The 22,836-nt window shown below is 70.8% G+C and carries 25 protein-coding genes; 17 read left to right on the top strand and 8 right to left on the bottom strand.

All coding sequences use genetic code 11. The annotated features are described in order from the left end of the window. Positions 1-72: 72 nt before the first annotated feature. The 4 genes from ABTY62_RS46715 to ABTY62_RS46700 all read left to right on the top strand — a co-directional run bounded on the left by ABTY62_RS46715 (position 73) and on the right by ABTY62_RS46700 (position 2,686). A complete protein-coding gene (locus tag ABTY62_RS46715; RefSeq protein ID WP_502997661.1) occupies positions 73-495 on the top strand; it encodes an ATP-binding protein in 423 nt (140 codons plus the stop codon). Between the two features lie 176 nt (positions 496-671). Then, positions 672-1,376 (top strand): 3-oxoacyl-[acyl-carrier-protein] reductase, encoded by a 705-nt coding sequence (fabG, locus tag ABTY62_RS46710; protein ID WP_352135497.1) that lies wholly within the window; start codon positions 672-674, stop codon positions 1,374-1,376. Positions 1,377-1,381: 5 nt separating this feature from the next. Then, positions 1,382-2,152, top strand: coding sequence for an enoyl-ACP reductase FabI (gene fabI, locus ABTY62_RS46705; RefSeq protein WP_352135496.1), 771 nt, complete (start codon positions 1,382-1,384; stop codon positions 2,150-2,152). Positions 2,153-2,353: 201 nt separating this feature from the next. Continuing rightward, a complete protein-coding gene (locus ABTY62_RS46700) occupies positions 2,354-2,686 on the top strand; it encodes a hypothetical protein (protein WP_352135495.1) in 333 nt (110 codons plus the stop codon). Positions 2,687-2,724: 38 nt separating this feature from the next. Here ABTY62_RS46700 and ABTY62_RS46695 read toward each other — a convergent pair whose 3' ends face one another. After that, on the bottom strand, positions 2,725-3,441 hold the full coding sequence (locus ABTY62_RS46695; protein ID WP_352135494.1) for a FadR/GntR family transcriptional regulator: 717 nt from the start codon (positions 3,439-3,441) through the stop codon (positions 2,725-2,727). Between the two features lie 115 nt (positions 3,442-3,556). Between ABTY62_RS46695 and ABTY62_RS46690 the strand changes: the two genes are divergently transcribed. The 4 genes from ABTY62_RS46690 (at position 3,557) to ABTY62_RS46675 (ending at position 6,127) form a co-directional block, all read left to right on the top strand. Further along, positions 3,557-4,912, top strand: a complete 1,356-nt coding sequence (locus ABTY62_RS46690) for a CynX/NimT family MFS transporter (RefSeq protein WP_352135493.1) — start codon at positions 3,557-3,559, stop codon at positions 4,910-4,912. A 34-nt stretch (positions 4,913-4,946) separates the two neighbouring features. Continuing rightward, a complete protein-coding gene (locus tag ABTY62_RS46685) occupies positions 4,947-5,063 on the top strand; it encodes an SGM_5486 family transporter-associated protein (protein WP_311730899.1) in 117 nt (38 codons plus the stop codon). Positions 5,064-5,257: 194 nt separating this feature from the next. Then, positions 5,258-5,443 (top strand): hypothetical protein, encoded by a 186-nt coding sequence (locus ABTY62_RS46680; protein ID WP_352135492.1) that lies wholly within the window; start codon positions 5,258-5,260, stop codon positions 5,441-5,443. Between the two features lie 165 nt (positions 5,444-5,608). Further along, positions 5,609-6,127 carry a SixA phosphatase family protein gene (locus ABTY62_RS46675; RefSeq protein ID WP_352135491.1) on the top strand — a complete coding sequence of 173 codons (519 nt, stop codon included), beginning with the start codon at positions 5,609-5,611 and terminating at the stop codon, positions 6,125-6,127. A 90-nt stretch (positions 6,128-6,217) separates the two neighbouring features. Here the strand turns inward: ABTY62_RS46675 and serB are convergent, their stop codons facing one another. Together serB and ABTY62_RS46665 are read right to left on the bottom strand one after the other, a co-directional pair. Beyond that, a complete protein-coding gene (serB, locus tag ABTY62_RS46670; protein WP_352135490.1) occupies positions 6,218-7,486 on the bottom strand; it encodes a phosphoserine phosphatase SerB in 1,269 nt (422 codons plus the stop codon). Between the two features lie 100 nt (positions 7,487-7,586). Then, on the bottom strand, positions 7,587-8,990 hold the full coding sequence (locus ABTY62_RS46665; RefSeq protein WP_352135489.1) for a streptophobe family protein: 1,404 nt from the start codon (positions 8,988-8,990) through the stop codon (positions 7,587-7,589). A 262-nt stretch (positions 8,991-9,252) separates the two neighbouring features. Between ABTY62_RS46665 and ABTY62_RS46660 the strand changes: the two genes are divergently transcribed. After that, positions 9,253-11,970 carry an ABC transporter ATP-binding protein/permease gene (locus tag ABTY62_RS46660; protein WP_352135488.1) on the top strand — a complete coding sequence of 906 codons (2,718 nt, stop codon included), beginning with the start codon at positions 9,253-9,255 and terminating at the stop codon, positions 11,968-11,970. Positions 11,971-12,087: 117 nt separating this feature from the next. On the opposite strand, the gene ABTY62_RS46655 is transcribed toward ABTY62_RS46660, so the two are convergent. Next, positions 12,088-12,879: a transglycosylase SLT domain-containing protein gene (locus ABTY62_RS46655; protein WP_352135487.1), complete on the bottom strand. Its 792-nt coding sequence runs from the start codon at positions 12,877-12,879 to the stop codon at positions 12,088-12,090. Positions 12,880-13,326: 447 nt separating this feature from the next. Between ABTY62_RS46655 and ABTY62_RS46650 the strand changes: the two genes are divergently transcribed. The 3 genes from ABTY62_RS46650 (at position 13,327) to ABTY62_RS46640 (ending at position 15,603) form a co-directional block, all read left to right on the top strand. After that, positions 13,327-14,484, top strand: a complete 1,158-nt coding sequence (locus tag ABTY62_RS46650) for a GAF domain-containing sensor histidine kinase (protein WP_352135486.1) — start codon at positions 13,327-13,329, stop codon at positions 14,482-14,484. Next, positions 14,477-15,127: a response regulator gene (locus ABTY62_RS46645; protein ID WP_352135485.1), complete on the top strand. Its 651-nt coding sequence runs from the start codon at positions 14,477-14,479 to the stop codon at positions 15,125-15,127. The genes ABTY62_RS46650 and ABTY62_RS46645 overlap by 8 nt, the downstream gene beginning before the upstream one ends. Before the next feature lie 233 nt (positions 15,128-15,360). Continuing rightward, on the top strand, positions 15,361-15,603 hold the full coding sequence (locus ABTY62_RS46640; protein WP_352135484.1) for a chaplin: 243 nt from the start codon (positions 15,361-15,363) through the stop codon (positions 15,601-15,603). Positions 15,604-15,690: 87 nt separating this feature from the next. Here ABTY62_RS46640 and ABTY62_RS46635 read toward each other — a convergent pair whose 3' ends face one another. Then, positions 15,691-16,494 carry an Rv1486c family protein gene (locus ABTY62_RS46635; protein WP_352135483.1) on the bottom strand — a complete coding sequence of 268 codons (804 nt, stop codon included), beginning with the start codon at positions 16,492-16,494 and terminating at the stop codon, positions 15,691-15,693. Positions 16,495-16,604: 110 nt separating this feature from the next. Here ABTY62_RS46635 and ABTY62_RS46630 point away from each other — a divergent pair, with 110 nt between their 5' ends. The 3 genes from ABTY62_RS46630 to ABTY62_RS46620 all read left to right on the top strand — a co-directional run bounded on the left by ABTY62_RS46630 (position 16,605) and on the right by ABTY62_RS46620 (position 19,102). Next, the gene (locus tag ABTY62_RS46630; protein WP_311730858.1) at positions 16,605-17,396 is read left to right on the top strand and encodes an ABC transporter ATP-binding protein; all 792 of its coding nucleotides are present in this window, start codon (positions 16,605-16,607) and stop codon (positions 17,394-17,396) included. A 118-nt stretch (positions 17,397-17,514) separates the two neighbouring features. After that, entirely contained in the window at positions 17,515-17,940 is a 426-nt protein-coding gene (locus ABTY62_RS46625) for an NfeD family protein (protein WP_352135482.1), read from the top strand. A gap of 205 nt (positions 17,941-18,145) precedes the next feature. Next, a complete protein-coding gene (locus ABTY62_RS46620) occupies positions 18,146-19,102 on the top strand; it encodes an SPFH domain-containing protein (RefSeq protein WP_352135481.1) in 957 nt (318 codons plus the stop codon). Between the two features lie 102 nt (positions 19,103-19,204). Here the strand turns inward: ABTY62_RS46620 and ABTY62_RS46615 are convergent, their stop codons facing one another. Further along, positions 19,205-19,708 carry an HNH endonuclease gene (locus ABTY62_RS46615; protein ID WP_352135480.1) on the bottom strand — a complete coding sequence of 168 codons (504 nt, stop codon included), beginning with the start codon at positions 19,706-19,708 and terminating at the stop codon, positions 19,205-19,207. Between the two features lie 156 nt (positions 19,709-19,864). Beyond that, complete coding sequence (locus ABTY62_RS46610; RefSeq protein WP_352135479.1) at positions 19,865-20,404, bottom strand: YbhB/YbcL family Raf kinase inhibitor-like protein; 540 nt, start codon at positions 20,402-20,404, stop codon at positions 19,865-19,867. An 84-nt stretch (positions 20,405-20,488) separates the two neighbouring features. On the opposite strand from ABTY62_RS46610, the gene ABTY62_RS46605 reads away from it, so the two are divergent. After that, a complete protein-coding gene (locus ABTY62_RS46605; protein ID WP_352135478.1) occupies positions 20,489-20,803 on the top strand; it encodes a barstar family protein in 315 nt (104 codons plus the stop codon). Between the two features lie 108 nt (positions 20,804-20,911). Here the strand turns inward: ABTY62_RS46605 and ABTY62_RS46600 are convergent, their stop codons facing one another. Beyond that, on the bottom strand, positions 20,912-21,694 hold the full coding sequence (locus ABTY62_RS46600) for a sporulation protein (RefSeq protein ID WP_311730864.1): 783 nt from the start codon (positions 21,692-21,694) through the stop codon (positions 20,912-20,914). A 168-nt stretch (positions 21,695-21,862) separates the two neighbouring features. On the opposite strand from ABTY62_RS46600, the gene ABTY62_RS46595 reads away from it, so the two are divergent. Further along, positions 21,863-22,531, top strand: a complete 669-nt coding sequence (locus tag ABTY62_RS46595; RefSeq protein ID WP_352135477.1) for a DNA-3-methyladenine glycosylase — start codon at positions 21,863-21,865, stop codon at positions 22,529-22,531. Positions 22,532-22,836 lie beyond the last annotated feature (305 nt).

Below are 22,836 nucleotides of genomic sequence, written 5' to 3'. Positions count from 1 at the left end.
TATGCACGCTTCGCCACGCTCGGTGACGTGAATGGCGAAAATCCCCCTGGTAATACGCTCGGCACGTTCGAGATGTTCTTCACCTCCTCACGGCATGGCGCGCGGCTCGCCCGGCGGCTCGTTGTCCGCAGGTTGGAGGAGTGGGGCATTCCGCGGGACAGCGATGCCTCGCACGGCATCGCCCTGCTCGCGGGCGAGCTCACGGCGAACGCCGTGAGCCACGGACATGTGCCCGGCCGGAACTTCCATCTCCGCCTCACCGTCCAGCCCCCACCCGCGCCCGGCGAGCATCGCGCTTCGGTCACCGTCCGTATCGAGGTGTCCGACGCCCGGGGCGAGCGGCGTCCTGAGCTCCGCGATCACACCGCCGCGGCCATGGCCCAGCAGCAGGAGCACGGACGCGGGCTGGTGCTCGTGGACGCACTCGCTTCCAAATGGGGGGTGACGGATCGCACCGTCGGCAAGACGGTGTGGTGCGAGTACGCCGTGGAATGACAAGCGAACGCAGGAGCGGTCCGTCGTGAGCCTTCTGTAGGAAGTCGACAGTGACCGGGCGGCGCCCCTGTGCGTGCTCGATTCCCCGCCTCGGCCCTTCGCCCGATAGTTTGCGTACACAAGGGTCGCCACACATAGTGACGCCCGGCACGACATCCAACAGAGAGGGTGGTCCCTTGAGCCGCTCGGTTCTCGTCACCGGAGGAAACCGCGGCATCGGCCTCGCCGTCGCCCGCGCCTTCGCCGACGCAGGCGACAAGGTCGCCATCACCTACCGGTCCGGTGAGCCGCCGGCCGGCTTTCTCGCGGTCAAGTGCGACATCACCGAGCCCGAGCAGGTCGAGCAGGCGTACAAGGAGATCGAGGAGAAGCACGGCCCGGTCGAGGTGCTGGTGGCCAACGCCGGCATCACCCGCGACCAGCTGTTGATGCGGATGACGGAGGAGGACTTCTCCACCGTCCTCGACACGAACCTCACCGGTACGTTCCGTGTCGTCAAGCGGGCCAACCGCGGCATGCTGCGTGCCCGCAAGGGGCGTATCGTCCTGATCTCGTCCGTGGTCGGTCTGCTGGGCTCCGCGGGCCAGGCGAACTACGCCGCGTCCAAGGCCGGCCTGGTGGGCTTCGGCCGCTCCCTCGCCCGTGAGCTGGGCTCGCGCAACATCACGGTCAACGTGGTCGCGCCCGGTTTCGTCGACACCGACATGACCCGCGCGCTCGACGAGAAGCAGCGGGAGGCATACGTCAAGCAGGTGCCGCTCGCGCGTTACGCGCAGCCCGAGGAGATCGCGGCCTCGGTTCGCTTCCTGGCCTCCGATGAGGCCGCGTACATCACTGGAGCCGTCATCCCTGTCGACGGCGGATTGGGCATGGGTCACTGAACGTCATGAGTGGAATTCTCGCTGGTAAGCGCATCCTGGTCACGGGCGTCCTCACCGAGGCCTCCATCGCCTTCCACGCCGCCAAGCTTGCCCAGGACGAGGGCGCCGAGGTCATCCTCACCGGCTTCGGCCGGGTCTCCCTCGTCGAGCGGATCGCCAAGCGGCTGCCCAAGCCCGCGCCGGTCATCGAGCTGGATGTGCAGAACCAGGAGCACCTGGACGGGCTGGCCGACAAGGTGCGCGAGCACCTCGGCGAGGGTGTCGACCTCGACGGCGTGGTGCACTCCATCGCCTTCGGCCCGCAGGGCGCGTTCAACTTCCTGGAGGGCTCCTGGGAGGACGTGTCCACCGCCGTGCATGTCTCGGCGTACTCCCTCAAGGCGTTGACCATGGCCTGCCTGCCGGTCATGCCGCGGGGCGGCTCGATCGTCGGCCTGACCTTCGACGCCCAGTTCGCCTGGCCGAAGTACGACTGGATGGGCGTGGCCAAGGCGGCCCTGGAGTCCACCAGCCGGTACCTCGCCCGCGACCTGGGCGAGAAGAACGTCCGCTGCAACCTGGTCTCCGCGGGTCCCCTCAAGTCCATGGCCGCGAAGTCCATCCCGGGCTTCGAGGACCTGGCCGATGTGTGGAACCACCGCGCGCCCATCGGCTGGGACCTGAGCGACCCGGAGCCGGCCGGCCGTGGCGTCGTCGCCCTGCTGTCGGACTGGTTCCCGCGCACCACGGGCGAGATCGTGCACGTCGACGGCGGTGTGCACATGATGGGCGCCTGAGCCCGTCCGCCCGCACCCCGCTCCGGCTTTTTTCGGCCCGCCGCCCCGGCTCCCGCGCTCCGCGGGGCCGGGGCGGCGGGCCGTTCGCCCGTTCGGGCCAGTGCGCCGAGCGCACCGGGCGGTGTCACGCGCACTGTGGAGTGAGTATCGGGTGCGGCGGCTTGAGGCGCGGCGGTTCAGCACGGTCGAGGAGGTCCTGCCATGCGTACGTCCCGTTGCGTCGCGGCCGCAGTACTGGTCGCGGCCGTGGTCGGCTTCATCGCCGTCGCGTCGAACGCCTCGAACTCGGCCGCCCAGGAGCGGCCCCGGCCCCGCGAGGCGGCGTGCAGCACCTGGGTGCGCGGCTCGCACGCCACGGCCAGCTGCTTCAACCCCAACCCGGACGGGGACCGGGTCCAGCTGCATGTCGAGTGCGCGCGCTGGTGGGACCCGGACATGGACAGCCGGCCCATCGAGGTCGGCCCCGCCCAGCACGTACGGCTCGCGGAGCGCTGCTGGAAGGAGATACGGAAGGCTTGGGTGAGCCACCGCTGATCGGCCGGCCCGCTGAGCAGGCGGTGGTCAGCCGGTGGTCAGCCGGTGGTTCGGGCCCGGCCCGACCGCGCCGACCGGCCCGACCGGTCGGCGTAGCGGCAGCTGAAGGGGTGGGTGCTCGCCTCGGCCGCGGCCCGCTCCCCGTCCCCGTCCCGGATCGCCTCCACCAGCCGCGCGTGGTCCACATGCACCTCGGGCCGCAGCCCGCCCTCCACGTCCCCGTGCAGGAACTGCCGGACCACGCCGCCCAGGTCGGCGTACAGCTCCGCCAGCACCTCGTTGTGCGAGGCCGCGACGACGGCCATGTGCAGCGTGGCGTCGGCCTCGACGAAGGCCGTGGCGTCCCCGGAGGCCCAGGCCCGCTCGCGCCGGTCCAGCAGGGCGTCGATCTGCTTGAGGTCCTGCTCGGTACGGCGCTCCGCGGCCAGCCGCGCCGCCTTCGTCTCCAGGGCGCTGCGCAACTCGGCGACGTGCAGCGGGTCGGCGTCCGCGAAGCGGCGGTGCATCACCCCGGCCAGCTCGCTGGTCGCGAGCACATAGGTGCCGGAGCCCTGCCGGATGTCCAGCAGGCCGTTGTGCGCCAGCGCGCGCACCGCCTCGCGTACGGTGTTGCGGGCCACCCCCAGCTGCTCGACCAGCTCGGGCTCGGTGGGGATCCGGGACCCCACGGGCCACTCGCCCGATGTGATCTGGGCGCGTAGTTGGGCGATCACCTGGTCGGCGAGCGCGGAGCGCCGGGGCGAGGTCAGCGGCATGACTCTCCTGTGCCTGAGCCGGGGAAACGGGTGTTCCCATGATGCCGTCCGCCTGTCATCGGGTGGTTGCAAACCACTGGACAGCCATTCATCCCATCATTCTATGATGACGGGCATGGCCGACCACAATCTCGCGACTCCCGACATCGCCGCCCCGGGACGACAGCAGGGCGCACCGGAGCCCGAGCGCGGCGCACCCGAGCCCGAGCGCGGCGCGTCGCAACCCGCCGCCGCCCGGTGGCGGTGGCGCCTGATGGTCCTCGGCCTGGTCCTCGCCGCGGTCAACCTCCGCCCCGCCGTCGCCAGCCTCGGCCCGCTCCTCGAAGAGGTACGGGCCGACCTGGGCATGAGCGGCACCGTCGCCGGGCTGCTCACCTCGATGCCCGCGGCCTGCTTCGCCCTGTTCGGCATCGCCGCGCCCCGGCTGGCCCGCCGCTGGGGGCCGGGCGCCGTCGTGTGCGCCGGGCTCGCCGCCATCACCGCGGGCCTGGCCCTACGCCCCCTGGTGGGCGGGACCGCCGCCTTCCTCGCCGCCAGCGCGCTCACGCTCGCCGGGATAGCCGTGGGCAACGTCCTCATGCCGGTGATCGTCAAGCACTGGTTCCCCGACCGGGTGGGGCCGATGACCGGCGTCTACTCGATGGCCCTGTCGCTGGGCACGGCCGTCGCGGCCGCCGTCACGGTCCCCATGACCGACGCCCTGGGCGGCGGCTGGCGGGCCGGGCTCGGGGTGTGGGCGGCGCTCGCGGCCGTCGCCGTGCTGCCCTGGCCGATGCTCGCCCGCCACAGGGGCGGCGGCGACGGCGACCGTGACCGTACGCCGGCGGCCGTCCCCTCTTCCCAGGCCGGCAAGGCCGCCCGGACCCGGATCACCAAGAGCCGCACCGCCTGGGCGCTGGCCGTCTTCTTCGGCCTCCAGGCCACCGCCGCCTACATCACCATGGGCTGGATGCCGCAGGTCTTCCGGGACGCCGGGGTCTCCGCCTCCACCGCCGGGCTGCTGCTCGCGGTCACCATGGTGATGGGCGTGCCGCTGTCGTTCGTCCTGCCCCCGCTCGCGGCCAGGCTGCGCAGCCAGGGCCCGCTGGTGGCGGTCCTGGGGTCCTTCGGGCTCGCCGGGTACGCCGGGCTGTGGCTCGCCCCGGCCCAGGGGGCCTGGGTGTGGGCGGTGCTGCTCGGTGTCTCCAACTGCTCCTTCCCGCTCGCCCTGACGATGATCGGCATGCGGGCCAGGACCCACGCGGGTGTGGTGCGGCTGTCCGCCTTCGCCCAGAGCACCGGCTATCTGCTGTCCATCCCCGGGCCGCTGCTGGTCGGCGCGCTCTACCAGCACAGCGGCGGCTGGGACCTGCCCATCGCGCTGATGGCCGGGCTGATGGTGCCGCAGATCGCCGCCGGTCTCCTCGCGGGGCGCGACCGTACCGTCGAGGACGAGATCGACACCGAGGCGGCGCCGACCGCGGGGCGGTGACGGGGCGGCGGCGGGGCGATGGGACACTTGGGCCATGCCAGTGCTCGACGAGAACCCGCCGAACGGCCAGAAGAAGCTGCTCATCATCCTGGGCGTGATGCTCGGCATCACCGTGGTCATCGGCGTGATCGCGACCATCGCCTCGCCCTGAGGGGCAGCAGGGTGTAGTAAACCCCACCATCCCTTAGGGGGCCAGGGTCAGGGGTAACTGGGTGGTTCACCGGATGGGGCCGGCCCCATCCGCTCCGTAGATTCGTACGCGTCGGAAGAACCGCGGTGGCCGATGGCCCGGCGTCCGTCGCCGGCCGCCGGTCACGCACCGCTCGCACCCCGGAGGCGATCCCCATGTCCGAGCGTGAAGAGTGCAGCATGGACAGCCGGCTGCCGTGGTGGGCACTCGCGCTCCCGACGCTGGCCTTCACCGCCCTCCTGCTGCTCGCGGGCTCCGCCGACGCCCGCGCCGCGGGTGGCTCCGGGACCCTCTCGTGCGTCTTCGCGCTGGTGCGGGGCGCTCTCACGTCTCAGCTGTGACACCTCGCCGCCGCCGTGCCCGTCCGCCCCGTCCTTGGACCGTCCGGCAGTAGGGCCTGCGCCGTCGCCCGCGCTCCCTACTCCCGGACGGTCTTACTCACCTGAGGACGAGGTCCGCTTCAACACCCTGCGCCAGGCACCCGGTTTCATGCGAAGCTGGGATACATGAGCGTCGATGTGCCCCGCAGGATCGTCCTTCTCCGACACGCCAAGGCCGACTGGCCCCAGGTATCCGACCATGACCGGCCGCTCGCGGAGCGCGGCCGCAAAGACGCCCCGCTGGCCGGCCGCCGGCTCGCCGAAGCCGGGATCAGCCCGGACCTCACCCTCTGCTCCACCGCCGTCCGCACGCGGGAGACCTGGAAGCTCGTGGTGCACGAGCTGCCGCAGCGGCCGAAGACGGTCTACGAGGAGCGGCTGTACGAGGCCTCGCTCGGCGAGCTCATCGCGCTGCTCAACGAGACGTCCGACGACGTGAGCGATCTGCTGCTGGTCGGCCACAACCCCGGCATGCACGCCCTGGCGGACGCGCTCGCGGGCGAGGCCGAGGAGGGCACACGGGAGCGGATGTCCCGGAGCGGATTCCCGACCTCCGCCCTCGCGGTGGTGACCTTCACCGGGTCCTGGAAGTCGGTGGAGCACGGCGTCGGCCGCCTCAGCTCCTTCTGGGCGCCCCACGAGTGATGATCAGGTACGGGTCGGGCCCGGGCAGCCTTGCCGCCCGGGCCCGACCCGTACCGTGACGTCTTCGCTCAGCCTTCGCTCAGCCTTCGCTCAGCCGTCGGCTCGGTCGGCCGGGCCGTCGACCGTGTCCACCGCGGTGTCCGCCGCCTCCACCTCGTCGCGGGTGATCCCCAGCAGATACAGCACGGTGTCCAGGAACGGCACGTTCACGGCGGTGTGCGCGGCCTCCCGCACCACCGGCTTGGCGTTGAACGCGACCCCGAGCCCGGCCGCGTTGAGCATGTCCAGGTCGTTGGCCCCGTCCCCGATCGCGACGGTCTGCACCAGCGGCACCCCGGCCTCGGCCGCGAAGCGCCGCAGCAGCCGCGCCTTGCCCGCCCGGTCCACGACCTCCCCGACCACGCGCCCGGTCAGCTTGCCGTCCACCACCTCCAGGGTGTTGGCGGAGGCGAAGTCCAGGCCCAGCCGGTCCTTGAGGTCGTCGGTCACCTGCGTGAAGCCGCCGGAGACCACGCCGACCTGGTAGCCGAGGCGCTTGAGCGTACGGATCAGGGTGCGGGCGCCGGGCGTGAGCCGCACCTCCGCGCGCACCTTGTCCACCACGGACTCGTCGATCCCCGCCAGCAGCGCGACCCGCGCGTGCAGCGACTGCTCGAAGTCCAGCTCACCGCGCATCGCCCGCGCCGTGACCTCGGCGACCTCCGCCTCGCACCCCGCGTGCGCCGCGAAGAGCTCGATCACCTCGTCCTGGATCAGGGTGGAGTCCACGTCCATGACCACCAGGCGCTGTGCCCGGCGCTGGAGACCCGACGCCACCACGGCCACGTCCACGCCGATCCCGGCGGCCTCGGTGACCAGCGCGGTGCGCAGCGCGCTCGTCTCGGTGCCGGACACCTCGAACTCCACGGCCGTCACCGGGTACTTCGCGAGCCGGAAGATCCGGTCGATGTTGCCGCCGCTGCCGGTGATGCTGGCCGCGATCCGCGCCGTCGACTCGGCGGTCAGCGGATGGCCCAGCACGGTGACATGGGACCGGCCCGTGCCACGGGGGCGGTTGTCGCCCCGCCCGGAGATGATCTCGGCCTGAAGCCGCATCGAGTCGGCCCAGCTGTGCACGGTCGCCCGCAGGTCGCCCTCGGAGGTCCAGCCGCCGGTGGGCGCGGTCACCAGCACGCAGAGCACAATGCGGCCGCGGGTGACCACCTGCTCTATGTCGACTATGTTCACGCCGTAGGCGGCGAGGGTGTCGCAGAGCCCGGCGGTGATGCCGGGGCGGTCCTTGCCGAAGATCTTGACGAGGAGAGTGGGGACATCGTCGCCCGGGACGGCGGTGGCAGGGGGGATCTGCGATGTGCTCATGGTCTTCCCACCGTATCCGCCCACTCGGGGCGATCGCGCGGCAGTCCGCGCTACGGACGGCTGTACGGTACAAAACGTTCATTTCGCTGTAGCCGGGCCGTCATGCGCCATTGAGTCGCGGCCCGTGAGCCGACCCGGGCGCCGACCCGCGAGCCGACCCGTGCGCCGAGTCGAGCGCGAACCGGGAAGCCTGCCCGCCCGCGGCCCCCGTGGCCCACGCCGCCAGCGCCCCGGCGGCCCCCGCCGCCGCGCCCCACCCGGCGCCCAGCGCCGGCGCCGCCGGGCCGTTGCCGTACAGCTCGATCCCGGCGCCGAAGGCGTCGAAGCCCAGCACCGACAGGCTCGCCCCGGCGGACACCCCGGTCAGCCGGACCAGCAGCGGCAGCGTGAGCGCCGTGACGATCCCCAGCCACAGCGCGCACCGTCCCACAAAACCCGCCCGCGAGGTCCGGCCGACGGGCGTACGGACCGCGGTCAGCACCCCGGCCGCCAGGATCATCAGCACACAGGCCACCGCCAGCAGCCACACCCGGCCGTCCAGCTCCGCGAGACGCGCCACCGTGATCGGCTCGTCCTTCTCGTCGGCCAGCAGCTTGTCGAGCGGATCGGGCAGCACCCGCACCAGCGCCCCGCTCGCCCCGCCGTGCCAGGGCACGAACAGCCCCAGCGGCACCCCGAGCCACACCCCGTTCGGCGCGCCGAGCAGCGCCGACCCGAGGACCAGGCGGGGGTGGTCGTCGCCGATCGCCGCGTACAGCGCCGCCGCGAGACCCGCCCCGACCGCGAGCACCAGCACCCCGTACAGCGCGGAGGCGGCCGGCCGGACGGTGCGGTGCGCCGCCTCGAGCCCGCGCGGCACCGGCGCGCGGCGCGCCACCAGCAGCGCGATGAGCAGCACCGCGACGACCCAGACCGCGCCGCCCAGCACGGAGCGCCCCGCCTCGACGGTGAACCCGACCGCCGCCTTGGCGTCGATGAGCCGCTGGATCCGGTCCGGCAGCAGCCCGCTGCCGATGTCCGCGATATCGCCCAGCTCGCCCGGGAGTTTACCGAGCAGTCCTTCCTGTTCCGGTTTGCCCTTCAGGCCGAGCGTGGTGGCGTCGATTGTGACGGTATCGTTGCCCACCCACGTGAGCCCGGCGAGCACCAGCAGGAAGAGCAGGACCACCGCCCCTGCCCGCGCGGCCAGTTCGGCCCCGCCGATCACCGCGCCGGCCCCGCGCAGCGACCGTACGAACACCCAGCCCAGCAGCAGCGCGCCCACCAGGCCGATACCCAGCGGCACCACGTCGATGGCCGAATGGGCCTGGGCGCCCTGGAGTCCGAACGCCTCCACATCCCCGGACGGGACGACGGAGCCGCCCACCGCGAGCACCACCGCGGCCGCTGTCATGGGGCCGAGCGCGCCCGCCCCGTCCGCGCCGACCAGGTGCAGCCCGAGCGCGGCGACGCCGGCCATGGCCAGAAATGCCCAGCTCACCGCGGCCACCGCGGCGAGCAACACCTCTCCCGGGCGTGCTCGCCCTCCACCGCTCGCACCCATGGCGTCGGTCCCCCCGATCGTGATGAGTTGCCCGGATGGTCCATGATCTGTCCCATCGATGGGCTCTCACCACTTTCCGGGGGCCTTTCGGATGAGTCAACGCCGCCCCCGGGCGGTCCTGTCAATGCCCGACTTCCGGTTCTGTGACTGAGCCTGAAATAGTTCCTCACGATGTTCGACATCCCTAGACTCCCCGCACAGGGGATCTATCGGGGGACAAGTAGTGGGGCGTGGAGTGCCGGAACTTGTACTGGAATTGAACGGACAGACCTGGACACTTGATCCATCCAGGTCATATAGCCTCGGGCGTGATCCGCAGGGCGACATGGTGCTGGACGACGCCAGGGTGTCCTGGCGGCACGCCACCGTGCGCTGGGGCGGGCGCAGTTGGGTCATCGAGGACCACGGCAGCACCAACGGCACTTATGTGCAGGGCCAGCGGGTCCAGCAGATGGAGATCGGTGCGGGATCGGCCGTCCATCTCGGGAACGCCACCGACGGTCCCCGGCTGACCCTCTCCGGCGGGGCGGCGGGCGCGGCCGGCGCCCCCGGGGTCGCCGCGGGCGCCTTCAGCGCGCCGCAGGCGATGGCCGCGCCGCCGCAGGCGCCCCACCAGCAGCCCCCGTACCAGCAGCAGCCCGGCGGCCCTGCCTGGCCCCAGGCCGGCCAGCAGCCGCAGCCGCAGCCCCAGGGGTGGCCGCAGCCGCAGGGCGGGCCGCAGCAGCCGCCCCACCAGCAGCAGCCCTTCGTACCGCAGCAACAGGCCCCTCAGCACCAGGCCCCGCAGCAGCACCAGGCTCCCCAGCACCAGGCTCCCCAGCACCAGGCTCCCCAGCAGCCGGCCCTGCAGGCGCACGCCCCGCAGCAGAGCCCGGCCCAGTACCCGGCGCAGAAAGTCCCCGGCGGCGGCGTCGGTGCCCCGCCGGCCCAGGGCGACCGCAGCCCGACCACCTTCCACCAGCTGGCCGTCGGCCGGGTGATGCGCATCGGTCGTGCCCTGGAGAACGACCTGGTCGTCTCCGACCTCCAGGTCTCCCGCAACCACGCGGAGTTCCGGGCCCTGCCCGACGGCCGCTTCGAGATCCGCGACCTCGGCAGCCACAACGGCACGTACGTCAACGGTCAGCCGGTCCGCCAGCAGATCATCGGCCCGAGCGACATCGTCGGTGTCGGTCACTCCACCTTCCGGCTCGTCGGCGACCGCCTCGAGGAGTTCGTCGACACCGGTGCGGTGTCCTTCTCGGCCCGCCATCTGACGGTGACGGTCGACGGCGGCAAGCAGATCCTCAAGGACGTCTCCTTCGGCGTCCCCGAGAAGTCGCTGGTCGCGGTCATCGGCCCGTCCGGTTCCGGCAAGTCCACCCTGCTCAAGGCGCTCACCGGCTACCGCCCGGCCAACCAGGGCGATGTCCTCTACGACAACCGGAACCTCTACAAGCAGTTCGCCGAGCTGCGCCAGCGCATCGGTCTGGTTCCGCAGGACGACATCCTGCACAAGGAGCTGTCCGTCCGTAAGGCGCTGCGCTACGCCGCCAAGCTCCGGTTCCCCGGAGACACCGCCGAGGCCGAGCGCGAGGCCCGGATCGGCGAGGTGCTGCGCGAGCTCAAGCTGGACATCCACGCCGACAAGAAGGTCACCTCGCTCTCCGGCGGCCAGCGCAAGCGCGTCTCCGTGGCGCTGGAGCTGCTCACCAAGCCGTCGCTGATCTTCCTGGACGAGCCGACCTCCGGCCTCGACCCGGGCATGGACCGCGATGTGATGCAGCTGCTGCGCGGCCTCGCCGACGACGGCCGCACCGTGCTGGTCGTCACCCACTCGGTGGCCGAGCTGGCGCTCTGCGACAAGCTCCTGGTCATGGCGCCGGGCGGCTCGGTCGCCTACTTCGGCCCGCCCGAGGAGGCGCTCAACTTCTTCGGGTACGACACCTGGGCGGATGTCTTCTCCGCCTTCGAGAACTACCGCGACTACGACTGGGCGGGCCGCTGGCGCGGTTCGCAGCACTACCAGATGTACGCCGCGGACCTCGACGCCGTCGCCCCACAGTCCGTACACGTCCAGCCGCCCCCGGCGCGTGTGCAGAAGCCGCAGAGCTGGGGTTCCCAGCTGTGGACCCTGATGCGCCGCTACACCTCGGTGATCGCCTCGGACAAGGGCTTCCTGGGGCTGATGGTGATCCTGCCCGCCGTCCTCGGCGCGGTGAGCATCGTGATCCCCTCGGACTTCGGCCTCACCAAGGCGCCGAAGGGCCAGTTCAACCAGGACTCGGGCACCATCATGCTGATCCTCGTGGTCGGCATGTGCTTCTCCGGCGCGGCCAACTCCGTACGAGAACTGATCAAGGAGCGGGTGATCTACGAACGGGAACGGGCGGTCGGCCTGTCCCGCTCGGCCTATCTGATGTCGAAGGTGATCGTGCTCGGCGTGATCACCGCCTTCCAGGCCGTGATCATCTGCGCCATCGGGTTCTCGACCCGCGAGCTGCCGGATGAGGGCCTGATCATGCCCCCGGCCCTCGAGCTGTGCCTGGCCATCATCGCGATCGGCTTCACCTCGATGATGGTCGGCCTGGTGATCTCCGCGCTGGTGAAGACCGCCGAGAAGACCATGCCGCTGCTGGTCATGTTCGCGATCGTCCAGGTCGTCTTCACCGGCATCCTGTTCAAGATCTACGGATCGCCGGGCATCGAGCAGTTCGCCTATCTGATGCCGTCCCGCTGGGCGGTCGGCGCGGCCGGCGCGACCCTGGACCTCGGCCCCGGCCCCGGCCACATGATGGCGCCCTGGGACCGCAAGAAGCCCAATGACACCGACCCCCTGTGGGAGCACGCCGCGTCGCAGTGGACCATCGACGTCCTGGTGCTGCTCGCGCTCGGCGTCATCTGCGCCGTCCTGGTCGCCCGGCTGCTGCGCCGCCACGAGCCGGAGGTCATGCGCAAGTAGCGGAACGCCTCACGCCCGCGACACCGAAGGGCGGCGGCACCCCTCGCGGAGTGAGGGTGCCGCCGCCCTTCGGCGTGTCAGGCGTCCGGTTCGACCGATCCGGACGGATAATCCGGTTTAGTACGGGCCGTTGACGTTGTCCATCGAGCCGTAGCGGTGGTACGCGTAGTTGCACGCGGCGGTGATGTTGGCGACCGGGTCGTAGATGTCCCAGGAGGTGCCGTCGACGTGGTAGGCCTTGAAGGTCGGGTCTATGACCTGGAGCAGGCCCTTCGAGGGGATGCCGTTCTTGGCGTTGATGTCCCACAGGTTGATGGCGCGCGGGTTACCGCTCGACTCCCGCATGAGGTTCCGGTAGATCCCGTTGTAGCTGCCCGGGATGCCCTTCTGCTTCATGACCGCGAGCGACTCCTTGATCCAGCCGTCGAGGTTGTTCGCGTAGACCGGCTTGCGGGCGGCGGCGCGGCTCGCGGCCTCCTTGGCGGCCCGCTCCTTGTCCGCCTTCGCCTTGGCGGCCTTCTCCTCGGCGGCCTTCTTGGCCGCGGCCTCCTCGGCGGCCTTCTTCTTCGCCGCTTCCTCGGCGGCCTTCTTCTTGGCGGCTTCCTCAGCCGCCTTCTTCTTCGCCGCTTCCTCGGCCGCCTTCTTCTTCGCGGCTTCCTCCTTCGCCTGCTGCGAGGCGAGCTCGGACTGGTGGACGAGGCTCTCGTGCTGGGCCTCGTGGTCGACGACCTGCTTGCTCCAGGCCACGGGTTTGGCGGGCAGTTCCTTGGTGGCGGTCGTGTGGCCGTCGGACTGGCCCGGGACGACGGCGAAAGCGAGGGCGGCGGCGCCCGCGGCGGCGATGCCGGCGGCGGAGAACTTGTGCGTCTTGGTCAGGCGGCTGTAACCGGGAATGCGGGGAACGGGCATGGCGGACTGAACCTCTTCCAATCGCTCGTGTCGCAGGCCAAATCGGCGCTCATGAACGCCGTGTTCTGAGCTACGGCGCGATGCGACTGGGAAATTCTTAGCGTCCGCAAAATGTTGTGGCAAAGGTGTGACATACGACCCTGCTTAGTGGACACCTGGGCCGCTCCCGCCTGTGCGAGCGGCCGTCTTCCCCGCTCACGACTGGTTTAAAACGTCCACTAATCGTGGTCGTACGTGATTCAGGTCCTGTGTCAGGGGTCACAACACCGAGGCTTCCGTATCGCGTGATGTGCCTGAGCAAATACATACTGTGGTCGCCATTCGCGGGCGGCGCGACGCGCCGTTCCAAAGCGATTCCCTCCCTCCTCGGGACTAGGACTTTGGTCCTGAGGAGTGCCGTCGACCGGCCGATATGCCCGAGTCGAGTCCGCCGGTACGGTGAGGCTCATGACAAAGGGACGCGGTGGCGGGGCAGGGGCGGGCCTGGCCAATGTGAGCGGTGCGCTGCTCGCCATGAGCAGACACCTGGAAGTCCGCGATGTCCTAAAGACGATCGTTGTGTCCGCCCGTGAGCTGCTTGATGCGGAGTATGCGGCACTGGGTGTTCCGGACGACCACGGGGGCTTTGCCCAGTTCGTAGTAGATGGCGTCAGTGACGAGCAGTGGAAGGCCATCGGCCCGCTGCCTCGCCAGCACGGCATCCTGGCCGCGATGCTGCGGGACGCCACCCCTCAGCGGCTCGCCGATGTCCGCCGGGATCCGCGCTTCGAGGGCTGGCCGGACGCGCATCCCGAAATGTCTGATTTCATCGGGCTTCCGATCGCGGATGACGACGAAGTGCTCGGCGCGCTCTTCCTGGCCAACAAGCGCTGCCCCAAGCCCAGCGGAAGCTGCGGATTCACCGTGAGGGACGAGGAACTGCTGGGCATCCTCGCCCAGCACGCCGCCATCGCCCTCACCAACGCCCGGCTCTACGAGCGCAGCCGCGAGCTCACCATCGCCGGAGAGCGGGCCCGGCTCGCCCATGAGCTGCACGACGCCGTCTCCCAGAAGCTCTTCTCGCTGCGGCTGACCGCACAGGCCGCCACCGCGCTCGTGGACCGCGACCCCGCCCGGGCCAAGGGCGAGCTCCAGCAGATAGCCGCCCTCGCCGCCGAGGCGGCCGACGAGCTGCGCTCCGCCGTCGTCGAGCTGCGCCCGGCCGCCCTCGACGAGGACGGCCTCGTCGCCACCCTGCGCACCCAGATACGGGTCCTGGACCGCGCCCACAGCGCCCGCGTCACCTTCGCCGCCCGCGGCGTCCGGGCGCTGCCCGCGGCCCAGGACGAGGCGCTGCTGCGGGTGGCGCAGGAGGCCCTGCACAACGCGCTGCGCCACGCGGACGCCGAACGGGTCGAGGTCACCCTGTCCCGCCACGGCCAGGGCGTGCTGCTCCGCGTGGCCGACGACGGCGGGGGCTTCGACCCGTCGGCCGTCCGCCGGGCGGGGCGCCATCTGGGCCTGGTCTCGATGCGCGACCGGGCGAGCGGCGTGGGCGGCCGTCTGACCGTGGAGTCGGAGCCCGGAAAGGGCACCGTGATCGAAATGGAGGTGCCCGGTGGCTGAGCCGGTCCGAGGGATCCGGGTGTTGCTCGTGGACGACCACCAAGTGGTGCGGCGCGGGCTCCGGACGTTCCTGGAGGTGCAGGACGACATCGAGGTGGTGGGGGAGGCCGCCGACGGCGAGGAGGGCGTGGCCCGCGCCGAGGAGCTGCGGCCCGATGTGATCCTGATGGATGTGAAGATGCCCGGCACCGACGGCGTCGAGGCGCTGCGCCGGCTGCGCGGCCTCGACAACCCCGCCCGGGTGCTGGTCGTCACCAGCTTCACCGAGCAGCGCACCGTCGTACCCGCCCTGCGTGCGGGCGCGGCCGGGTATGTCTACAAGGACGTGGACCCCGAGGCCCTCGCGGGCGCCATCAGGTCCGTACACGCCGGGCATGTGCTGCTTCAGCCCGAGGTGGCCCTGGCGCTGCTCTCCCAGGAGGAGACGGGCGGCGGCCATGGGCGGGGCAGCACGCTCACCGAGCGGGAGCGCGAGGTGCTGGCGCTGATCGCGGACGGCCGGTCCAACCGGGAGATCGCCCGCGCGCTGGTCCTATCCGAAAAGACCGTGAAGACCCATGTGTCCAACATTCTGATGAAGCTGGACCTCGCCGACCGGACCCAGGCGGCGCTGTGGGCCGTGCGCCACGGGGTCGGGGCCTAGGTCAGGGCCCAGGCCGAGGTTTAGGCCGAGGCGGGCGCGGGCGAAGGGGTGAATTGCCTGGATTGTCGCACTAAGCGGCGATCTGTTGGTGATACAGGAGTGCGGTCGGTCGAGCCGAGATTCATACCGTCGTGTGTATGTCCCCCGGACAGCGCAACCCAGCCCGCCTCGAGCCGTTCTCCAAGGCGGCCGCGGCGGACCGCCGCGGTGTTGCGTGAGAAGGGTCTTATCAAGTGAAGAGCATCAAGAAGTTCGCGGCCGTCACCATCGCGGCGGGCGGCCTCGCCATCGCGGGTGCCGGTGCCGCCTCGGCCCAAGGCCCCCAGGCTCACGGCCAGGCCGTGAACTCCCCGGGCGTCGTCGCCGGCAACCACGCCCAGGTGCCCGTGTCCGTCCCGGTCAACGCCTGCAACAACAACGTCAGCGCCCTCGGGGTGCTGAACGAGACCTTCGGCACCCCCTGCGGCAACCGCTGAGCATCGCCCTCCCGGGCACTTCGGCACCTCGACATCCCGACACCCCGGCGGTCCGGCCGCCGGGGTGTCGGCGCGCCCGGGCGGGCCTCAGGACCCGCCGCGCTCCAGCTCCTCCACATACGCGTTGTACGCCGCCACCTGCGCCCGCCGCGCCGTACGCTCCACCGGCCGCAGCGCCTCGGCCCGCGCCGCGATCTCCGACGCGCTCACCGCCGCGCCGTGCTCCCCGGCCGCCGCGCCCGGCCCATGCGCGATCTCGACCAGCGCGCCCACCCGCTGGGCCAGCTCCAACACCCGCAGCGCCCGCGGCGGATAGCCCGGCGCGAGCACTTCGCGCCCCCGCCCCGCCCGTGCCCGGTACGCCTCCAGGGCCGCCTGCGCGGCCGGCCCCGCCCCGGCGACATTCAGCCGCGACAACACCTCGGTGGCATCGCGCAGCGCCTCCGCCAGCTCCCGCTCGGCCTCGCCCAGCGACGGCACATCGGCCGGCGGCGCCTCCCGCACCGGCAGGGAGTGCCACACCACCTCGACATGCACATCGCCCTCGGGCCCCGCCTGGAACACCTCCGGCACCAGGCCCACCGCCACCCCCGTGACGATCACCGCCTCGCCCGCGTCCAGCGCCCGCGCGTTGAACTCGGGCGGGCCGCAGAGCCCCAGGGGATGCCCCGCTACCGGCAAGGCCACCCGCAGCCCCTTGGCCCCGAGCGCCCGCAGCCGCCCGAGCGCGAGCGTCAGCCCGACCGGGGCGGTTTCCCCCGGCAAATCGGCCACGCGGTGCGAAACGTCGTCGGCCGCGATGCGATGCGCGGCCTCGTCCGGGGAGACAAGTCCGGCGAGAAGGGCATTTCCCCAGGCGGTCAGGCGCCCTGAGCGCGGTTCATCGAGCATGCCACCAGCCTAAGGACTGGCGCTGACAATACGTGGCGTAGGTTTTCCTCTGGGGGCGGCGCCTACAGGCGCACGCGACACTCGAGACTGCAATGGGAGACAACGCGCTCATGAGCGATGTTCTGGAGCTGGTGGACGTATCCGTGGTCCGCGATGGACGGGCTCTGGTGGACGAGGTCTCCTGGTCGATCAAAGAGGGGGAGCGCTGGGTGATCCTCGGACCCAACGGCGCCGGCAAGACCACCCTGCTCAACGTGGCCTCGAGTTATCTCTTCCCGAGCACCGGGACCGTCCGGATCCTCAGCGAGCAGCTCGGCGCGGTCGACGTCTTCGAACTGCGCCCCCGCATCGGCATGGCCGGCATCGCCATGGCCGACAAGCTGCCCCGCCGCCAGACCGTGCTCCAGACCGTGCTCACCGCCGCGTACGGCATGACCGCCCACTGGCACGAGGACTACGAGGCCGTCGACGAGCAGCGCGCCCGCGCGTTCCTGGACCGCCTCGGCATGACCGACCACCTCGACCGGAAGTTCGGCACCCTCTCCGAGGGCGAGCGCAAGCGCACCCTCATCGCCCGGGCCATGATGACCGACCCCGAGCTGCTGCTCCTCGACGAGCCCGCGGCCGGCCTGGACCTCGGCGGCCGCGAGGACCTCGTACGGCGCCTGGGCCGGCTCGCCCGCGACCCGCTCGCCCCCTCGATGATCATGGTGACACATCATGTGGAGGAGATCGCCCCCGGCTTCACCCACGTCCTGATGATCCGCCAGGGCAAGGTGCTGGCCGCCGGCCCGGTCGAGACCGAGCTGACCTCCCGCAACCTCTCGCACTGCTTCGGACTCCCGCTGGTCGTGGAGCGCAACGGCGACCGCTGGACGGCCCAGGGTCTGCCGCTGAGCTGAGCCCCCGTTTTCAGGTCCCCGTTTCAGGTCTCCGTTTCAGGTCTTGATTTGCCGAAGCGCTCCCGGTGGGTGATCCGCGCTCTGTTCCCGGACACATCCCGAGAACTACCATGACCTTGTGGATTCTTGGGTGTGGTGGCTGGTCGCCGCCGTAGGGCTGGGCATTCCGCTCGTGCTGACCGCGATGCCGGAATTCGGCATGGTCGCGGTCGGTGCCGTCGCCGCCGCGATCACCGATGCGCTCGGCGGCGGCGCGGTGTTCCAGGTCGTGGTCTTCTCCGTGGTCTCCGTCGCACTGGTCGCCGTCGTCCGGCCGATCGCGGTCCGCAGCCGTACTCAGCGGCCCGAGCTGGTCAGCGGGGTGGAGGCACTGAAGGGCCGCCAGGCCGTCGTCCTCGAGCGCGTGGACGAAAGCGGCGGCGGACGGATCAAACTCGCCGGCGAAGTGTGGTCGGCCCGCGCGCTCGACCCCGACCAGGCCTACGAACCGGGCCAGCAGGTCGACGTCGTGGACATCGACGGCGCCACGGCTGTGGTCATGTGAACCACGGAGGCCATGTGAACCACCGAGCCGTCATACGCCGATACGAGCCGGATACCAGCACTGGACGGCCCGGCTGCCAACTGGCCCTCAGATCTGACAAACTCAGACCGAGATCGACATCGACATCAAGATCGACGTCGAGATCGACGACCAGACCTGATCATCACGGATCAACCGGAAGTATGAAGGGCACGGGGAAGCCGCTGTGGCACCGATCATCATCGTCCTGATCATCCTGGTGGTGCTCGTCTTCATCGCACTCATCAAGACGATCCAGGTCATCCCCCAGGCGAGCGCCGCCATCGTCGAGCGCTTCGGCCGCTACACCCGCACACTGAACGCGGGCCTCAACATCGTCGTGCCGTTCATCGACTCGATCCGCAACCGCGTCGACCTGCGGGAACAGGTCGTGCCGTTCCCGCCGCAGCCGGTGATCACCCAGGACAACCTGGTGGTGAACATCGACACCGTCATCTACTACCAGGTGACCGACGCCCGCGCCGCCACCTACGAGGTCGCCAGCTACATCCAGGCGATCGAGCAGCTGACCGTCACCACCCTGCGGAACATCATCGGCGGCATGGACCTGGAGCGCACCCTGACCTCCCGCGAGGAGATCAACGCGGCGCTGCGCGGCGTGCTCGACGAGGCCACCGGCAAGTGGGGCATCCGCGTCAACCGCGTCGAGCTCAAGGCGATCGAGCCGCCGACCTCCATCCAGGACTCGATGGAGAAGCAGATGCGGGCCGACCGTGACAAGCGCGCCGCGATCCTCCAGGCCGAAGGTGTCCGGCAGTCCGAGATCCTGCGCGCCGAGGGCGAGAAGCAGTCCGCGATCCTGCGGGCCGAGGGCGAGTCCAGGGCGGCCGCGCTGCGCGCCGAGGGCGAGGCCCAGGCCATCCGTACGGTCTTCGAGTCCATCCACGCCGGAGACCCGGACCAGAAGCTGCTCTCGTACCAGTACCTCCAGATGCTGCCGAAGATCGCCGAGGGCGACGCCAACAAGCTCTGGATCGTGCCCAGCGAGATCGGCGACGCCCTCAAGGGGCTCGGCGGGGCCATCGGCAACTTCGGCCCGATGGGGGGCGGCAACGGAGGCGGCGCCCCGGCCGCCACGGGCAAGGAGGCCGCCCCGCGCCGCGAACAGCCCAGGATCGACTGACGCCGGTCGCCCGAAGTCCGGTCCTCTGACACATACGGACCCCCCGCGCTTGCGACAAGCGCGGGGGGTCCGTACGTATTCAGAGGCCGGGCCACCCGGTCATCAGGCGGGGAGCGCCAGCCACTCCGGCAGACCGTCGCGCTCCGCCGCCCCCAGCGCCAGCAGCAGCGCATCCGACGGCGTCGGCTCGAACGGCGTGCTCAGCAGCCGCATCCCGGCCTGCTCCGGAGTCCGGTCCGCCTTGCGGTGGTTGTCCTCCGCGCAGGAAGCCACCGTATTGAGCCAGGTGTCCCCACCGCCGTGCGACCGCGGCACCACATGGTCGACGGTCGTCGCCCGACGGCCGCAGTAGGCGCACCGGTGCTGGTCCCTCACCAGCACACCGCGCCGCGACCACGGAGCGCGTCTTCGGAACGGCACGCGTACGTACCGGCACAGCCGGATCACCAGCGGCACGGGCAGATCGACGTCCGCGGCACGCACCCGCAGTCCGGGATGGGCGTGTTCGATGACGGCCTTGTTCTGAAGGACGAGCACCACCGCGCGGCGCAGCGACACCGCCGACAGCGGCTCGAAGCTTGCGTTCAAAACCAGCGTCTCGCGCATCCCGACCACCTCCGCATCCGGCCAACCCCGGCCCGCACGGACGGGCGGGCCGGGATACATCTTTCGCCGGGAGCGACGCCGAGGACAACGCAATTTAGGCCTCGGACAAGGCCCGAGGGCGGGCCCGCCCAGTCAGATGGAAGCCGGCCGGAAGCGTCAGCCGGCGGCCGGGTTCTCGTACTCGCCGATCAGCTGGGCGCGCGCCAGCGTGTGGAAGCGCAGATTGAAGCCGACGACCGCGGGCGAGGCGTCGGCATCCGGGCCCAGCTTCTCCGTGTCCACCGCGTAGACGGTGAACACATAGCGGTGCGAACCGTCCCCGGGCGGCGGCGCGGCCCCGCCGAAGTCGCGCGAGCCATAGTCGTTCCGGGCGTGCACCGCGCCCTCGGGCAGCCCCTTGAAGCTGTTGCCGCCCGCACCGGCCGGCAACTCGGTGACGTCCGCCGGGATGTCGAACAACACCCAGTGCCAGAACCCGCTGCCTGTCGGCGCGTCCGGGTCGTAGCAGGTGACGGCGAAGCTCTTGGTCTCCGCGGGGAACCCCTCCCAGCGCAGCTGCGGCGAGGTGTTCCCCTCGGCGTACACCTGGGCGGACTTGAGGGTGCCCCCGGGTTCGACGTCATCGCTCACCACGGTGAACGGCGGCACCGGCGGGTGGAAGTCATGGGGGAGCGGGCGCCGGTTCTGGTCGGACACGTCGAAACCTCCTGCTGCTCGGGCTGGTCGTATCGGCGGCCAGCCTAACGAGACCACCGCGGCCCGGACTGACACCATGCCCCCATGACCGGACCGACACGGCACACCGCCTCACTGCACCTGGACGAGATCCGGGACAAGGCGGGCTTCCTCGACCGCTGCGCCCGCGACCTCGGCTTCCCCGAGTGGTTCGGCCGCAACTGGGACGCGCTCGCCGACTGCCTCCGCGACCTGTCCTGGTGGGGCCCGCAGGGGGAGGGCTTTGTGCTGCGCGTCCACGGCTGGGAGGCGTTCCGTACGGCCGCCCCCGAGGCCGCGGCGACGGCGGCCGAGGTGTTCACCGAGGCCACCGAGCACTGGGCCGGCCGCGGAACCCCGCTGACCGTGCACTACGAGTGACAGGCAGGCGGGTGACAACGCGCGGGGCGCGCACCGAGGAAACACGGTGCGCGCCCCGCGCGGAAACCGAAGCGGCCCGGGACCTGAGGCAGCCCGGACCGGCCGCGGTCAGAACCAGTTGCGCTTGCCGCCGACCTCGGAGAGCCACTGGTTCAGGTACCCGGCCCAGTCGGTGTCGTGGAAGGACGCCAGGTTGACGGTGAACGACCGGTAGGAGTCGCTGCCCTCGGTGAACAGACCCGGCTTCTTGTCCATCTCCAGGACGACATCCATCTCGCGGTCGTCCGCGATGAAGGTCAGCTCGACCTGGTTGAGCCCGCGGTACTGCTGCGGCGCGTAGAACTCGATCTCCTGGTAGAACGGCAGCCGCTGCCGCGTCCCGCGGATGTGGCCGCGCTCCAGGTCGGCGCTCTTGAACCGGAAACCGAGCTGGCCGAAGGCGTCGAGAATCGCCTGCTGCGCGGGGATCGGGTGCACATTCACCGGGTCCAGGTCACCCGAGTCCACGGCGCGCGCGATCTGGAGCTCCGTGGTCACACCCACGTTCATTCCGGTGAGGTGCTGGCCCAGGAACGTCGTGATCGGCGTCTCCCAGGGGATCTCAAGACCGAACTGCACCGCGTGCACCGCACCCGGCTGCACCTCGAAGGCGCCGCCCAGTTGCTGCCTGGTGAACTCGACGTCCTGCTTGTACTCCTGGTCGTTGCTCTCCACCTCGACCCGCGCCTGAAGGCCGACCGTCAGCCCCTCGATCTGCTGCGCCACGGAGCCGCCCTGGATCCGGACCTCGCCCTGGACGATGCCGCCGGGAACGACGTTCTCCTCCGTCAGCACCGTCTCCACCGAAGCGCCACCGGCACCCAGACTCGCGAGCAGCTTCTTGAAGCCCATGTTCTCCCTCTCAAGGACGCGCCTGCGTCTCGTTCTGATCGCACGACGACCACTGTTGAACCCTAGGAACGCGAAACGGCCGGAAGCGGTTCCGCCCGGCCCACCCTGTCAGCGGAGCGGCCCCGCTCCAACCGCCCGTTCATATCGCTTGCACTACGCTCGGGCCGCGTGATCGCAGCACCCGACCGTACGCCGCTGCCCCGCCGGTTCTTCGACCGTCCCGTCCTGGAGGTGGCCCCTGACCTCCTAGGGCGCATCCTCGTCCGCCACACCCACACACCGGACGGACCGATCGAGCTGCGCCTGACCGAGGTCGAGGCGTACGCGGGCCCGGCAGACCCCGGGTCGCACGCCTACCGGGGCCGCACGGAGCGCAACGCCGTCATGTTCGGGCCCCCAGGCCATGCGTATGTCTACTTCACCTACGGCATGTGGCACTGCATGAATCTGGTGTGCGGCCCGGAAGGCTCGGCCAGTGGGGTGCTGCTGCGGGCCGGGGAGATCCTCAGCGGCCATGAGCGGGCCCACAAGCACCGCCCGACCGCCCGCAACGATCGCGAGCTGGCCAAGGGGCCGGCGCGCCTGGCCACGGCTCTCGGCATCGACCGCCACCTGAACGGCGTCGACGTCTGCGCCGGCCCCCGAAGCCCGATGGAGATACTCACCGGCGCCCCCACCCCGGCCGACCAGGTGCTGAGCGGCCCGCGCACGGGCGTCGGCGGCGAAGGCGCCACCCATCCATGGCGCTTCTGGATCGACGGCGACCCAACGGTGAGCCCGTACCGGCCCCACACCCCCCGCCGCCGCTCATCCGACGCGCCGTCAGACGGAACTTGACTCCGGGCACCCCGACGCCTAACGTAGCCCGAGCCGCTTGAGACGGGCACTGCTGTCGACACGACTTCGGTCGGGTCACAACACCCCGATCCACAGGCGGCCAACCACTATCGATGATCCCCGAACAGGGTCTATTTCCGCTGCGCGGAAATTCGATCCAAAGGCTCGATTAGGAGCCGGGCGGGAAATCAGCTAAAGTAGTGGACACAGCGAAGGGAAGCGCCCGGAGAAACCGGTGAAACGGTTTCAAAGGAAGCGTCCGTTCCTTGAGAACTCAACAGCGTGCCAAAAGTCAACGCCAGATA

Source organism: Streptomyces sp. NPDC097640, assembly GCF_040302705.1.
In the GTDB taxonomy this organism is placed as follows: domain Bacteria; phylum Actinomycetota; class Actinomycetes; order Streptomycetales; family Streptomycetaceae; genus Streptomyces.
Note: the sequence above shows the minus strand (reverse complement) of the source record. Positions and strands in the feature narration are given on the sequence as shown.